Annotated in this window: 13 protein-coding genes and 1 tRNA gene; 12 read left to right on the forward strand and 2 right to left on the reverse strand. The window is 68.7% G+C overall.

Annotated elements, in window-relative coordinates; translation table 11 throughout:
• The first annotated feature begins 1 nt into the window (after position 1).
• From ACZ7NC_RS26885 to ACZ7NC_RS26915, 7 genes are all read left to right on the forward strand, one after another.
• On the forward strand, positions 2 to 190 hold the full coding sequence (locus ACZ7NC_RS26885) for a hypothetical protein (RefSeq protein WP_471491953.1): 189 nt from the start codon (positions 2 to 4) through the stop codon (positions 188 to 190).
• A 10-nt stretch (positions 191 to 200) separates the two neighbouring features.
• The gene (locus ACZ7NC_RS26890) at positions 201 to 806 is read left to right on the forward strand and encodes a hypothetical protein (protein WP_471491954.1); all 606 of its coding nucleotides are present in this window, start codon (positions 201 to 203) and stop codon (positions 804 to 806) included.
• A 3-nt stretch (positions 807 to 809) separates the two neighbouring features.
• Positions 810 to 1262 (forward strand): hypothetical protein, encoded by a 453-nt coding sequence (locus ACZ7NC_RS26895; RefSeq protein WP_471491956.1) that lies wholly within the window; start codon positions 810 to 812, stop codon positions 1260 to 1262.
• Positions 1263 to 1346: 84 nt separating this feature from the next.
• Positions 1347 to 2258, forward strand: coding sequence for a bifunctional DNA primase/polymerase (locus ACZ7NC_RS26900; RefSeq protein WP_471491957.1), 912 nt, complete (start codon positions 1347 to 1349; stop codon positions 2256 to 2258).
• Positions 2259 to 2415: 157 nt separating this feature from the next.
• The gene (locus ACZ7NC_RS26905) at positions 2416 to 3960 is read left to right on the forward strand and encodes a YfjI family protein (protein WP_471491958.1); all 1545 of its coding nucleotides are present in this window, start codon (positions 2416 to 2418) and stop codon (positions 3958 to 3960) included.
• Positions 3961 to 4273: 313 nt separating this feature from the next.
• A complete protein-coding gene (locus ACZ7NC_RS26910) occupies positions 4274 to 4465 on the forward strand; it encodes a helix-turn-helix transcriptional regulator (RefSeq protein WP_101400676.1) in 192 nt (63 codons plus the stop codon).
• Positions 4462 to 5904 carry a tyrosine-type recombinase/integrase gene (locus tag ACZ7NC_RS26915; protein WP_471491960.1) on the forward strand — a complete coding sequence of 481 codons (1443 nt, stop codon included), beginning with the start codon at positions 4462 to 4464 and terminating at the stop codon, positions 5902 to 5904. Before ACZ7NC_RS26910 ends, ACZ7NC_RS26915 begins: the two co-directional genes overlap by 4 nt.
• A gap of 16 nt (positions 5905 to 5920) precedes the next feature.
• On the opposite strand, the gene ACZ7NC_RS26920 is transcribed toward ACZ7NC_RS26915, so the two are convergent.
• Entirely contained in the window at positions 5921 to 7003 is a 1083-nt protein-coding gene (locus tag ACZ7NC_RS26920) for an AlbA family DNA-binding domain-containing protein (protein WP_471491962.1), read from the reverse strand.
• A 212-nt stretch (positions 7004 to 7215) separates the two neighbouring features.
• Positions 7216 to 7287, reverse strand: a tRNA-Arg gene (locus ACZ7NC_RS26925).
• A gap of 204 nt (positions 7288 to 7491) precedes the next feature.
• On the opposite strand from ACZ7NC_RS26925, the gene ACZ7NC_RS26930 reads away from it, so the two are divergent.
• From ACZ7NC_RS26930 to thrC, 5 genes are all read left to right on the forward strand, one after another.
• Complete coding sequence (locus ACZ7NC_RS26930) at positions 7492 to 7989, forward strand: response regulator (RefSeq protein WP_471492133.1); 498 nt, start codon at positions 7492 to 7494, stop codon at positions 7987 to 7989.
• Positions 7990 to 8292: 303 nt separating this feature from the next.
• Positions 8293 to 9477 carry an ArgS-related anticodon-binding protein NrtL gene (gene nrtL, locus ACZ7NC_RS26935; RefSeq protein WP_471491963.1) on the forward strand — a complete coding sequence of 395 codons (1185 nt, stop codon included), beginning with the start codon at positions 8293 to 8295 and terminating at the stop codon, positions 9475 to 9477.
• Positions 9478 to 9494: 17 nt separating this feature from the next.
• Positions 9495 to 10886 carry a diaminopimelate decarboxylase gene (gene lysA / locus ACZ7NC_RS26940; RefSeq protein ID WP_471491964.1) on the forward strand — a complete coding sequence of 464 codons (1392 nt, stop codon included), beginning with the start codon at positions 9495 to 9497 and terminating at the stop codon, positions 10884 to 10886.
• A gap of 162 nt (positions 10887 to 11048) precedes the next feature.
• Entirely contained in the window at positions 11049 to 12347 is a 1299-nt protein-coding gene (locus ACZ7NC_RS26945) for a homoserine dehydrogenase (RefSeq protein WP_471492134.1), read from the forward strand.
• Positions 12348 to 12353: 6 nt separating this feature from the next.
• Positions 12354 to 13412, forward strand: a complete 1059-nt coding sequence (gene thrC, locus ACZ7NC_RS26950; RefSeq protein WP_471491966.1) for a threonine synthase — start codon at positions 12354 to 12356, stop codon at positions 13410 to 13412.
• Positions 13413 to 13593 lie beyond the last annotated feature (181 nt).

Genomic DNA, 13593 nt, shown 5'->3' on the forward strand with positions numbered 1-13593 from the left:
GATGGCCGTCACCATCTCCCTGGTCGCCCTGTTCGGCCTGGTCCTGTTCTTCCTGCTGCGCTCCAACACCCTCGGCTACGGCTCCGCGTTCGTCGCCGTGATGTTCGGCTTCTACCTCGCCTCCACGGGCGCCTCCGAGCCAGTGACCGAGCTGACCGCCGCCGTCGTCAACGCCCTCGGCAAGTTCTAGGAGACCGGCCATGAACGAACAGACTGTGGCGCGCCACTGGCTCGCCGCCGCGCTGCCCAAGGCAGCGCCCGCCATCGCCACGACGACCGTGCTCGCACTCGCCCGGATTTGGAACGTCAATGGCGCCGAACACTCGGTCGGCAACGCCGTGCTGATGACCGTGCTCTCGCTGGGCGCTGCTGCCGCGGGTGTGGTCGCGGGCAACGCCACGGGTGACTCCGTGCTTACCGGGACCGCGTTCGCCGCCTCCGGCGCGCTCGCCTTCGCCGGGGTGGCCGGATACTCCGACGGGCTCTCGCTGCCCCTGCTGCTGTGGTCCCTGGCAACCGCCGGCGCCTACGGGCTCGCTGCCCGCTACTGGCGCCACGACCGCCGCGAAACGGTCGCGTACGAGCGGCAGACGAGCGAGCGGCGCGAGGAGTACGCCCACATCGAGCGCGTCGAAACCGTGCGCTCTACGACGCAGATCGAGGTGGCCCGCAGCGGCGCCGCCTACGCCGAACAGCTCGCGCAGGCACTCGTCACCCGCGCCGCGCTGCCCGGCTTCGACCCCACCGCCCTGGAACGCGCGGGCCTGCCCGCCCTACCCGCCGTCGACACCGGCAAGGAGCACTGAGCCATGTTCGAGATCCGCGTCATCTGCGACCCGGCCGACACCGACCGCGTCAGCGACGCCCTGTCGCAGGCCTTCACCGTCGACTCCGTGCGTCAGTACCCGACCCGCGGCGGCGAGCGGATGCGGCTGTACGTCACGGCCGACCACCACAGCAACACCGTCCCGTGGCCCTCCCCGGGAGAGGCGTACGCGCTCGCGCCGGGCATCGTCAGCGAGATGGGATGGACCGCCTGGCAAGCGGCCAACCAGCCGTTTGACACCCGGCTGCCGCGTGAGTTCTGGCTCCGCAAAGCGGCGTTGCTGGACCGCCTCGCCCTGCAAGACGTCGCCGACGACGCGGCCGAGGCAGCGGACGAGGCGGCCGAGCGGCTGATGAGCCTGGACGAGGCGGCCGTCATCTGCGACCCGCGCTACTACGTACGACAGCAGTACGCCCACTGGATCACCCACCAGTAGCTATGGCTGGGGCGGTCGCCTCTCGCCAAAGACCGCGACCGCCCCGGTTCTCCGTCCCTTCGACAGAAACAGGAGACCTCCAGCATGACACCTGACCGTGCCACCGCGCTGCCTCGCAGCTCGGCCCCGGCCGGACACCACTTGCGCACCGCCTTAACACTGGCCGCCGCGGGGCTGCCGGTCCTGCCGCTGCGCGGGAAAGTCCCTTTCGGGAATTGCCCCACGTGTTCGGACGGGGCTTGCGGCGGACGCCCGCACATGAAGAGCGCAGGCACCTGCCAATGCCCGAACGTCTGCCACGCGTGGGCCGCCGCCACTACCGACCCCGGTGTCATCACCTGTGCGATCTGGGCTCCCGCGTGGCGTCAGGCCGCGGCCGTCGCCTACCACCCCGCAGGTGCCGGGCTGACTGTCGTGGACCTCGACAGCGCGGCGGCCGTCGCGTGGGCGCGCCAGACCCTGCCCGCCACTCGCACCGTGTTGACGACGCGTGGGGAGCACTGGCTCTACCGGGGGGTCATGCAGTCGCATAACGCGGTCCGGCCCGGTGTGGACGTCAAGTCGCGCATGGTCTACGCCCGGTGGCTCGGTCCCGGCACCGGGCGCATGGCGGACCTACCGGCGGCCGTCCGTGCCCTGGTCGTGAAGGAAGAGACCACCCCCGCCGGGGGGAGGGTGGTTTCTTCTGTCTCCGAGCGCGCCGCCTGGGACCGGACCGTCGCCACCGGATGTAGGCACACCGAGCGGTACGTCCGCACCGGCCTGGAACGTGGCCTCGCCCTGATCCGCAGCCGCGCCGAATCCGGCGCCGGATCACAGGCCTTCGGGGTGGCTCGCTTCCTGGCAGCCCAGCACACGAACTGCCCCGGACCGTGTGGGCTCGACGCCCTTGGCTCTCTGATCGTTGACGCGGCCGTCTCCGTCGGCGTCCCCGAGCCCTACGCCCGCCGCGCGGTCACCAACGGCCTCAGCGCTACCGAGAGGGGCGCCGGATGACTTACAAGCCCCGCAATCCCCTGAAACAGCGTCAGAACGCCACACAGGGCGCGCGACGGGCCACCGTAGGCGGACGAAAGAACGTCGCCGAAGGCGTCCGCATTGCCCTTGGCTCTGACCCGCAGGCCAACGATTCCACCGAAGGGAGGGCAGCCTCATGACCACACAGCCTGTGGACAGCCCCGACCTATGGGCCGGACTGCCCACCCTCGACGAGCCGCCCGCGCCCGTGTGGGAGGAGCCCGTTCCCCTCGCCGGACCCCGCAAGCTCGCCGACTTCCCCGTCGGCGCGCTGCCGGACTGGCTGCGTGAGTTCGTGGCCGCGGTCGCCGAGGAGACCCAAACCCCCGTCGACCTCGCCGGATGCATCGCCCTGTCCGTCCTCGCCACGGCGGCCGGCGGCCGGTCGGTCGTGCACGTGCGCGGGAACTGGCGCGAGCCCACCAACCTCTACGTCGTCGTCTCCCTGCCACCCGCCAACCGCAAGTCCGCCGTGTTCGGCCTGCTCACCGACCCGCTGTACGAGGCCGAACAACAACTGCGCACGCTGACCCAACCGGCCATCGTGGAAGCAGAGATGACCGCCCGCCTCGCCAAGGAGGCAGCCGACAAGGCCACCGCCAAGGCGGCGTCCGCGAGCGCGGACGAGCGGGATGAGCTGGTCTCCACTGCGATCGCGTTGGCGCAGACCGCGGAGAGTGTCAGCGTGCCGGCCAAACCGCAGTTGCTCGCCGACGACACCACCGCCGAGACGGTCACGTCCCGCATGGCAGAGCAGGGCGGCCGGATCGCTGTCATGTCCGCTGAGGGCGACATCTTCGACATCATCGCCGGACGCTACTCCGGCAAGCCCAACATGGGTGTCTTCCTCAAAGGCCACGCTGGCGACCGCCTCAAGGTCGACCGGCAGACCCGCGAGGAATACATCGAACACCCCGCCCTCACCATGGGCCTGTGCGTGCAGCCGCAGGTCTTGGACGACATCGGGCGGCAGGACGGATTCAAGGGCCGCGGCCTGCTCGGCAGGTTCCTCTACTCGGTACCTGAGTCGCTGGTCGGCCGTCGCAAGATCGAGCCGGACCCCATCCCCGAACCGGTGATGGAGTCCTACCGGCGCCACGTCCTCGACCTGACGCTGTTCCTCGCCGAGTGGACCGACCCCGCCGTCATCCAGCTCACCCCCGAGGCCGCCGCCACCCTCACCGCCTTTCAGGCCCGGGTGGAACCGATGCTGGAAGCCCGTGGCGGCATCATGGGGCAGATCGGCGATTGGGGCGGCAAGTTGGTCGGCGCCACAGCGCGCATGGCAGCCCTGCTTCACCTCGCCGAACACCTCACCAAAGGGCACACCGTGCCCATGGCGGAAGCGACAATGCGCGACGCGATCGCGCTGGCTGAGTACTTCATCAGCCACAGCCTCGCCGCATTCGACTCCATGGGCGCCGACCGCATCGCCGAGCGCGCCCGCACCGTGCTGGAAGCACTCCACACCCACGGGTGGCGCGAGGTCAGCAAGCGGGACCTGATGGTCAAGCTCTCCCGATCCGAGTTCCGCACCGCCAACGACCTTGACCCCGTGTTGGCCCTGCTAGAAGACCACGGCTACGTGCGCGCCCAAGCCGTCCAGCGCACCGGAGGACGCGGCCGGCCACCCTCTCCCCGCTACCTGGTCCATCCCCGCCTGACCGACCCGACCGCCTGACCCCGCCACAGAAACCACAGAATCACAGAAATACCCCCGGCAAGCCTCTGACCAGCGCAGACAGTCATGTCAGGGGCTTGCCGAGCGCTGCCACAGAAACGAACCGAGAAGCCACAGAAATAACCCCGCACCGGCCCGCCGGTCCGGCCGCCTATTTCTGTGGAACTTTCCGCGATTTCTGTGTCAGCCCCCACCGCGTGGCATCACCGCAGGTCAGCCCACCAATCCAGGGTTTCTGTGGTTTTCGTGGTTTCTGTGGCGGCTCTCGGCTGGTCCCACCACCTTCCCTTGATCTCTCGCCCAAGGAGGAGTCGTGGCCAAGCCCCGCGACGAGATGCTGACCATCCCCGAAGTGATCGAAGAGATAGGCGTACCGCGAGCGACGTTCTACCGCTGGCGGCAGTACAAGAAGGGTCCGAAGTCCATCAAGCTCCCGAACGGCGCGGTGCGAATCCGCCGGTCCGAACTGAGTCGGTGGCTCCAGACGCTGGAGGAGAGCGCGTGACGAAAGACATCGACAACGGGGCCGAGCAGAACAACCGCCCGGCCACGGACGGGTTTTCGCTCGATGTGCGCCTATGGAAGGTGACCAAGGCCCAGAGCAAGACCCGTCCCCACCAACTTCGTTGGAAAGTCGGAGGCAAGGTCAGTAGCGCCACCTTCGCCACGGTGGCTCTTGCGGAGAGCCGTAGATCTGAACTGTGGCAGGCAATGCGCCGTGGCGAGGCATTCCGCATCACCGACGGACTGCCTGAATCCGAGGTACGGGCCGAGGCCGCTGCGGAGCAAGCCCGTGAGGAGCTTCCCTGGTTCGCGTTCTGCCGCGAGTACATGGCGATGCGTTGGCCAACCGCCGCGGCCAAGACCCGTGAGGGCATCGCCGACGGGCTCGCCGCGGTGACACTGGCCCTGGTGGAGCAGGAACAGAAGATGCCGTCACCCGAAGAACTGCGCCTCGCCTTCCGGTGGGCGGTCATTCCCAAGAACGCCGAACTTGATCCGCCGGAGGAACTTGAAGACGCCTACGGTTGGATCTCTAAGAAATCGCTTCTCGTCTCCTCGCTGGAAGACCCGAAGATTCTCCGCGATGTTCAGTATCGGATCTCCTTCAAGCTGGACGGCACCGCCGCGGCGGGGGAGACCTCCCGTCGTCGTCGGCGCGCGCTCAACACGGCGGTTGAATACGCCATCGAGCGCAAACTCCTGACGGTGAACCCACTCACCGCCATCAAGAAGGTGAGGAGTTCTTCATCGGACCGTGTGGACCCCCGTGTTCTCGTGAACAAGACGCAGGCTGCTCAACTCCTCGCCGGGGTCTCCTACGTCGGGACATGGGACCGCAGGAAGGGCCGGCGCCTGGTGGGCTTCTACGCGGTCATGTACTTCGCGGGGCTCCGCCCGAGTGAGGCTGTGGGCCTCAGGAAGGCTGATTGCTTCCTACCGGAGAAGGGGTGGGGCGTTCTGACACTCCACGACACGCACCCTGTGTCGGGCAAGCAATGGACAGACAGCGGAGAGCGCCACGACAAGCGCGGCCTGAAGTCGCGGGAGGCCAAGGAAGACCGGCCGGTCCCGATCCCCCCGCCGCTCGTGGCCATGCTTCTCGCCCACCTGAGGGAGTTCGGCACGGCCAAGGACGGACGGCTCTTCACGAACGAGCGTGGCGGTCTCGTGGGGAGCAGCACCTATTGGCGCGTGTGGCGGGACGCTCGGGAGTACGCGCTCTCGCCGGACCTTCAGGCGTCCATCCTCGGGGGGCGGCCGTACGACCTACGGCACACCTGCATCACGACGTGGCTGAACGCCGGCGTGCCTGTGGCTGAGGTCGCCCGTCGGGTCGGCAACTCGCCCGAGGTGATCCATCGGGTCTACGAGGGGTGCATCTACGGCCAGGAAGAAGCGATGAACAGGAAGATCGAAGAAGAGTTGGACTGGCCGGTCTGAGTGCCTGCTCTGCCACCTATTCCGGAATCTGGCCGCGCCTCAGCAGGGCGCGGCCAGCCGCCAGTGTGGAGTGAATGGCGGGAGCGGTGATAGGAATGGATCCCTCACCTCGGCGGCGCACAATGCTGATGAAAGCGCCCTCCACTTGGTCGTCCACTACGGCGCCGTGTACCAAGAAAGGCTTCAGTTCCTCAGGCTGCGGAGGGACATGGACGAAAACGATGCCCTTTCCGTCAGCTTCATGGCACTCAATATCCAAGAGGTCAGGTGGCGGGTAGAGGTGGTGCTCTAGGGCGCTCTGATAACGTCGTAATGTCCTACCGTCGACGGGGACAGGGTGAATACTATGAATAAGCTCTCCACCCGGAACTTTCTTTCCCTTCATGCCGACCACAACAATCCCACCGTGCTCGGCGTTAGCAAATCTTGAGATGGACTGCGCGAGGGAAATCTTTCCTTGCGTCGAGTCAAGGTCATAGTGGCTGCTCTTCACGTCGAGCCAAGCCCCCTCAGGCTGTCCCACCAGGACATCTGCATGTCCGGCCCTGAGGAGGTCCAGTGTGGTCTCACGCGTGAGGTGGCCGCTTGCGAGGGCATCGAGTAGAGCAATGGCTCCACGGCCGATCTCGTACAGGTCTTCTGCGGTTCTCATGCGCAGGCTGCATTCGATGTAAAAGTCCCACACCCAGGGAGAAGCCGCTTGGTCGCCGACCATTTCTACTTTCTGCAGCGCGGCCCTGTGGCGGTTGAGATAGGGGTAGAGGGCGGATCGGTAGAGCCCCTCTGGTGAACCTTCGTCGTCGTCCTCGTGCGCCTTCGTGACTATCTGGGCGCATACGAACAGTCTGCCCTGATGCTCACCAAAGCTCACTGGGCCGGGCGTACTGTATTCGTCGTCGAATTCGTCGTAGTCGCCTTCTACGACGTAGACCTCTTCACGGTGGCCCAGGCCGCTCGCCAGGGCTGTCCGAAAGTCAGTTGCCTTGATGGATGCCAGCTCTGCTACATGGAGAGTGAAACCCACGTCGCGGTAGACCCTCTCTGTCTCTCCGAAGATGAGGCTCTCGTTCTGCCTGTCGTAGCGGATGGTCCTCTGCAACGAAACCCCTCCCAGCGGCGGTTGGCTGGCGGCAGTCGCACGCTGAGCCGTCAGGTCGCGCGTACGGCAGCTTCCCCACTGACCTCTATCGCAGGTCTATCGCAACCGGTGCGTACCAACGACAAAGAGCGGGACCCAGTGAGACTGGTTCCCGCTCTTTCCTGTCGGCATCCGCCCTAGTCAGCGTGTTATTTCTACTGATCCTCGGCGAGTGCCCCCGGCAGGATTCGAACCTGCGCACACGGCTCCGGAGGCCGTTGCTCTATCCCCTGAGCTACGGGGGCGTGTCGGGCGCCTTGGTTGGCGGCGACGGGTAGAACCCTACCAGCTCTGGTGGGGTGTTCATGAACGGGTTTACGGGGCCGTGGCACCCGGTGCGACCTGCGGTGGCTCGCTCGCAGGGGGTGGAAGTCGGGAAAACCCGGACGCGGTGGCCGGTCCGGACCTACTCTCGAGTTGTGCCAGGCGCTTCCGGCCGGGTCCTTGTCGTGGACGACAACAAGGTCATCCGGCAGCTGATCAGGGTCAATCTCGAGCTGGAGGGGCTCGAGGTGGTGACCGCGGCCGATGGTGCCGAGTGTCTGGATGTCGTCCATCAGGTGCGGCCCGATGTGATCACCCTGGATGTGGTCATGCCGCGGCTGGACGGCCTGCGCACCGCCGCACGCCTGCGTGCCGATCCCCGTACCCGTGATCTTCCCCTCGCCATTGTCAGCGCCTGCACCCAGTACGAGGTCGACGGCGGCCTCGACATCGGCGTTGACGCCTTCCTCGCCAAGCCCTTCGAGCCCGCCGAACTCGTCAGTCTCGTACGGCGGTTGATCGAGCGGAAGCAGAGCGGGGAGGGAGGGGAGGGCGGGAACCCCGGGGAACATGAAGGGGGGACCGAGGGCAGGGGTGCGGATGCGTCCGCCGTCCTCGGGAGTGTCGCCGGCGCTGGTGCCGGTGCGGGAGCCGGCGAGGCCGCCGGGCGGACCGGCGGCTGATACCCAGGCGCAGGCAGGCCCACGCAGGCGCAGGCCAGACTCGCAGCGTCGGCTGAGGCTGTGGTGCTTCTCCGACGGCGGCCCCGCCCCGGCATCTGATGCCGCGTGGCCAACGTGACCGCAGCGCCCGGCACGCGTGTTGCCGATGGCCGGACCGACCCCCGGCGCCCCCATGTGGCACACCTCCCGGGACAGCACACCCAGGCCCAGCCCGACGCCGCCCCCACCCCCTCCCGTCCACATCCCGGACCCTCACCCAAACCCATTCGCATACCCACCCCCCTCCTCCCATACGCTTGTCCCGTGACCCCCGTCGAGCTCTCCCGCACCGTGCTGCGCGCGGTGCGTCGTGCTGTCGACGAGGGGGAGCTGTGCGTGGCCCTGCCGGAGCGTGTCGTGGTGACGGTTCCCGGGGGTGGGGGCTGTGGTGATTACGCCACCAACGTCGCTCTGCAGCTCGCCCGGCCGGCCGGGCAGCCGTCCTTGCGTGTCGCCGAGATCCTGCGGCCGTACCTCGCCGGTGCGGACGGTGTCGCCGATGTCGTCGTCACCGGGCCCGGCTTCCTCAACATCAGCCTGGGCGGCAGCGCGCCCGCAGCGCTCGTCGAGGAGATCCTGCGGGACGGCCCTCGGTATGGGTACGCCCACGGCCCCTCCGGGGAATGCGTGCAGTTGTCGTGCCCCCGGGAGGTGCGGGCCGTCGTCGTGATGGACGCCGTCGCGCGGATCCTGCGGTCCCAGGGCGCCGTCGTCCGTACCCGGTGCGAGGGCGAGATCGTGCCGCAGTGGGCCAACATTCTCGGCGTACGAATCGGCGTACGAATCGATGCGCGGCCCGCGCAGCAGCACGCCGCGCCTCCCCACCAGGCCGCGCCTCCCCACCAGGCCGCGCCTCCCCACCACGCCAGGCACCCCCACCCCACCTCACCTCCCCACCAGGCCGCGCCTCCCCACCACGCCAGGCACCCCCACCCCACCCCACCTCCCCACCACACCATGCGTCCCGTCCCCGCGCCCGCCGATCCCCTTCCCCTGGGCCGCGACGCCGCCCGCTGGGCCCTGCTCCACCCCGCCGGACATGACCGGCCGCGTATCACCGACGAGCACCTCGTGCAGCGCGAGAGCAACCCTCTCTTCCATGTCCGTTACGCCCACGCCCGCACCCGGGCCCTCAGCCGTAACGCCGCCGACCTGGGATTCGGCGCCGAACCCGGAGTCGTAGCAGGCACCCGCGAGCTCGACATCGCCCTCGCCGACCACCCCCGTGTGCTCGCCCGAGCGGCAGCTCACCGTGCCCCCGACCGTCTCGCCCGGCACCTCGTCACCGTCGCCGATGCCGTGCTTCCGCTGCTGCCCGCCGTTCTCCCGCGTGGTGCGGAGAAACCCTCGGCCGCCCACCGTGCCCGGCTCGCTCTCGCCGAAGCCGCCGGGACGGTGCTGGCCGGTGGCCTGTCCCTGCTCGGCATCGACGCACCCGATCACCTCTGAGGAAGCCCACGACAGTCATGAGCCGTTCCGCACATCCCGCCGGGCCCCGTCACGCCGACGTCCTCCCCGAGGGCCACTACTCCGCCCCGCCGGCCGACCTCAACGTCCTCGACCCGAAGGTGTGGGCCCAGACCGTCACCCGTGACGGCGACGGCGTGGCCACCGTCGGCGGTGTCGACGTGAAGACCCTCGCCGAACAGCACGGCACCCCCGCCTACATCGTCGACGAGGCGGACTTCCGGTCCCGCGCCCGGGCCTGGCGCGGAGCCTTCGGAGCCGACGCCGACGTCTTCTACGCGGGCAAGGCGTTCCTCTCCCGCGCCATCGTGCGGTGGCTGCACGAGGAGGGGCTCAACCTCGACGTCTGCTCCGGCGGCGAACTCGCCACCGCCCTCTCCGCCGGGATGCCCGCCGACCGCATCGCCTTCCACGGCAACAACAAGTCCGTCGCGGAGATCCGCAGGGCCATCGGTGCCGGCGTCGGACGTATCGTCCTCGACTCCTTCCAGGAGATCGTCCGCGTCGCCCACATCGCCCAGGAGCTCGGCACGCGGCAGCGGGTTCAGATCCGTATCACCGTGGGCGTCGAAGCGCATACGCACGAGTTCATCGCCACCGCCCACGAGGACCAGAAGTTCGGGATTCCGCTCGCCGGCGGGCAGGCCGCAGAGGCCGTACGGCGGGCGCTTCGGCTCGACGGGCTCGAGCTCATCGGGATCCACTCCCACATCGGGTCGCAGATCTTCGACATGTCGGGCTTCGAAGTCGCCGCCCACCGGGTCGTCGGGCTGCTCAAGGACATCCGTGACGAGCACGGCGTCGAGCTTCCCGAGATCGACCTCGGAGGCGGCCTCGGGATCGCCTACACCAGCGACGACGATCCCCGCGAGCCGCACGAGATCGCCAAGGCCCTCACCGAGATCGTCACCCGCGAGTGCGAGGCCGCCAAGCTGCGCACGCCCCGCATCTCGGTCGAGCCGGGGCGCGCCATCGTCGGGCCGACCGCCTTCACGCTCTACGAGGTCGGCACCGTCAAGCCCCTCGACGGGCTGCGGACGTACGTCTCCGTCGACGGCGGCATGTCCGACAACATCCGTACGGCGCTGTACGACGCTGAGTACAGCGTCGCCCTCGTGTCCCGGACCAGCGACGCCGAACCCATGCTCGCGCGGGTCGTCGGCAAGCACTGCGAGAGCGGGGACATCGTCGTGAAGGACGCGTTCCTGCCCGCCGACCTGGCGCCGGGCGACCTCATCGCCGTACCGGCGACGGGCGCCTACTGCCGGTCCATGGCCAGCAACTACAACCATGTGCTCCGGCCGCCCGTCGTCGCCGTGCACGAGGGCGAGAGCCGGGTGATCGTCCGCCGGGAGACGGAGGAGGACCTCCTGCGTCTCGACGTCGGCTGACCCGGAGAAGGACCCGGGGGCGGAAGATCGCGGAAGATCTCCTGTCTGCCACCCCTGTACAAATGAAATCGATGTCTCACGATCCGGACTATGGGAAGAAACTCCGGTCCGGTGAGTGAGACTGGTGCAACCGTAGACGGTAAGAGGAAACGAGGTCGGATGATGCGTACGCGTCCGCTGAAGGTGGCGCTGCTGGGCTGTGGGGTTGTCGGCTCAGAGGTGGCGCGCATCATGACGACGCACGCCGACGACCTCGCGGCCAGGATCGGCGCCCCCGTGGAGCTCGCGGGCGTGGCCGTACGGCGGCCGTCAAAGGTCCGTGAGGGCATCGACCCCGCGCTCATCACCACCGACGCCACCGCCCTCGTCAAACGCGGCGACATCGACGTCGTGGTCGAGGTCATCGGCGGCATCGAGCCTGCCCGTGCCCTCATCACCACCGCCTTCGAGCACGGCGCCTCCGTCGTCTCCGCCAACAAGGCCCTCCTCGCCCAGGACGGCGCCGCCCTGCACGCGGTGGCGGAGCAGCACGGCAAGGACCTCTACTACGAGGCCGCCGTCGCCGGTGCCATCCCGCTGATCCGCCCGCTGCGCGAGTCCCTCGCCGGCGACAAGGTCAACCGGGTGCTCGGCATCGTCAACGGGACGACCAACTTCATCCTCGACAAGATGGATTCGACCGGGGCCGGCTACCAGGAAGCCCTCGACGAGGCCACCGCCCTGGGGTATGCCGAGGCCGACCCGACCGCCGACGTCGAAGGGTTCGACGCCGCCGCCAAGGCGGCCATCCTCGCCGGTATCGCCTTCCACACGCGTGTGCGTCTCGACGACGTCTACCGCGAGGGCATGACCGAGGTCACCGCCGCCGACTTCGCCTCCGCCAGGGAGATGGGCTGCACCATCAAGCTGCTCGCCATCTGCGAGCGGGCCCGGGACGGGGCTTCCGTCACCGCGCGCGTGCACCCCGCCATGATCCCGCTGACCCACCCGCTCGCCTCCGTGCGCGGCGCGTACAACGCCGTGTTCGTGGAGTCGGATGCCTCGGGTCAGCTCATGTTCTACGGTCCGGGCGCGGGCGGTTCGCCGACCGCCTCGGCCGTCCTCGGCGACCTCGTCGCCGTCTGCCGTAACCGGCTCAGCGGGGCAACGGGGCCCGGCGAGTCGGCGTACGCTGCCCTGCCCGTGTCGGGGATGGGTGACGTCGTCACCCGCTATCACATCAGCCTCGACGTGGCGGACAAACCGGGTGTTCTCGCCCAGGTGGCGACCGTGTTCGCCGAGCACGGAGTGTCCATCGATACGGTGCGGCAGCAAGGACGACAAGACGGCGTCGGTGAGGCCTCCCTCGTCGTCGTCACCCACCGTGCGTCCGACGCGGCCCTCGGCGGGACCGTGGAGGCGTTGCGCAAGCTCGACACCGTGCGGGGTGTCGCCAGCATCATGCGGGTTGAAGGAGAGTAACCAGCAATGACCCACCAGTGGCGCGGAATCATCGAGGAGTACCGGGACCGGCTGCCCGTCTCCGACACCACGCCGGTCGTGACGCTCCGTGAGGGCGGCACGCCCCTCGTGCCCGCGCAGGTGCTCTCCGAGCGCACGGGCTGCGAGGTCCACCTCAAGGTGGAAGGCGCCAACCCCACCGGGTCCTTCAAGGACCGCGGCATGACCATGGCCATCAGCAAGGCCAAGGAGGAGGGGGCGAAGGCCGTCATCTGCGCCTCCACCGGCAACACCTCCGCCTCCGCCGCCGCCTACGCCGTGCGCGCGGGCATGGTGTCGGCCGTGCTCGTCCCGCAGGGCAAGATCGCGCTCGGCAAGATGGGCCAGGCGCTCGTCCACGGCGCGAAGATCCTCCAGGTCGACGGCAACTTCGACGACTGCCTCACGCTCGCCCGCGACCTCAGCGACAACTACCCCGTGGCGCTGGTCAATTCGGTCAACCCGGTGCGGATCGAGGGGCAGAAGACGGCCGCCTTCGAGATCGTGGACATGCTGGGCGACGCCCCCGACATCCATGTCCTTCCGGTGGGCAACGCGGGCAACATCACCGCGTACTGGAGGGGGTACAAGGAGTACGCCGCCGACGGCGTCTCCCGGCAGACCCCGCGCATGTGGGGCTTCCAGGCCTCCGGCTCGGCGCCCATCGTGCGCGGCGAGGTCGTCAAGGACCCGTCGACCATCGCCACCGCGATCCGCATCGGCAACCCGGCCTCCTGGCAGTACGCCATCGACGCGCGGGACGAGTCGGGCGGGTTCATCGACGAGGTGACGGACCGTGAAATCCTGCGCGCCTACCGGCTGTTGGCCGCGCAGGAGGGCGTCTTCGTGGAGCCCGCGTCCGCCGCGTCCGTCGCCGGTCTGCTGAAGGCCGCCGAGCAGGGCAAGGTCGACCCGGGCCAGCGCATCGTGTGCACCGTCACCGGCAACGGCCTCAAGGACCCCGACTGGGCCGTCGCAGGCGCGCCGCAGCCCGTCACCGTCCCGGTCGACGCGGCGACGGCGGCCGAGCGGCTCGGGCTGGCGTAGGCCCCCCACGCCCGTCGCGTCGGCGCCCCACCCCGTCGTACGGGGCTCGCGTCAGCGGGTATGAGGGCGCTTACCCGGGGAACCTCCCTAACGGGGGTGCACAGGGGGCATACGACACGCATCGTGCGCCTCCTGTGCGCCCTATGTCGCCACAGAACCTACCTTCGATAGGCTGTACCGA

The sequence above is a fragment of the Streptomyces sp. NPDC111802 genome (assembly GCF_055634335.1).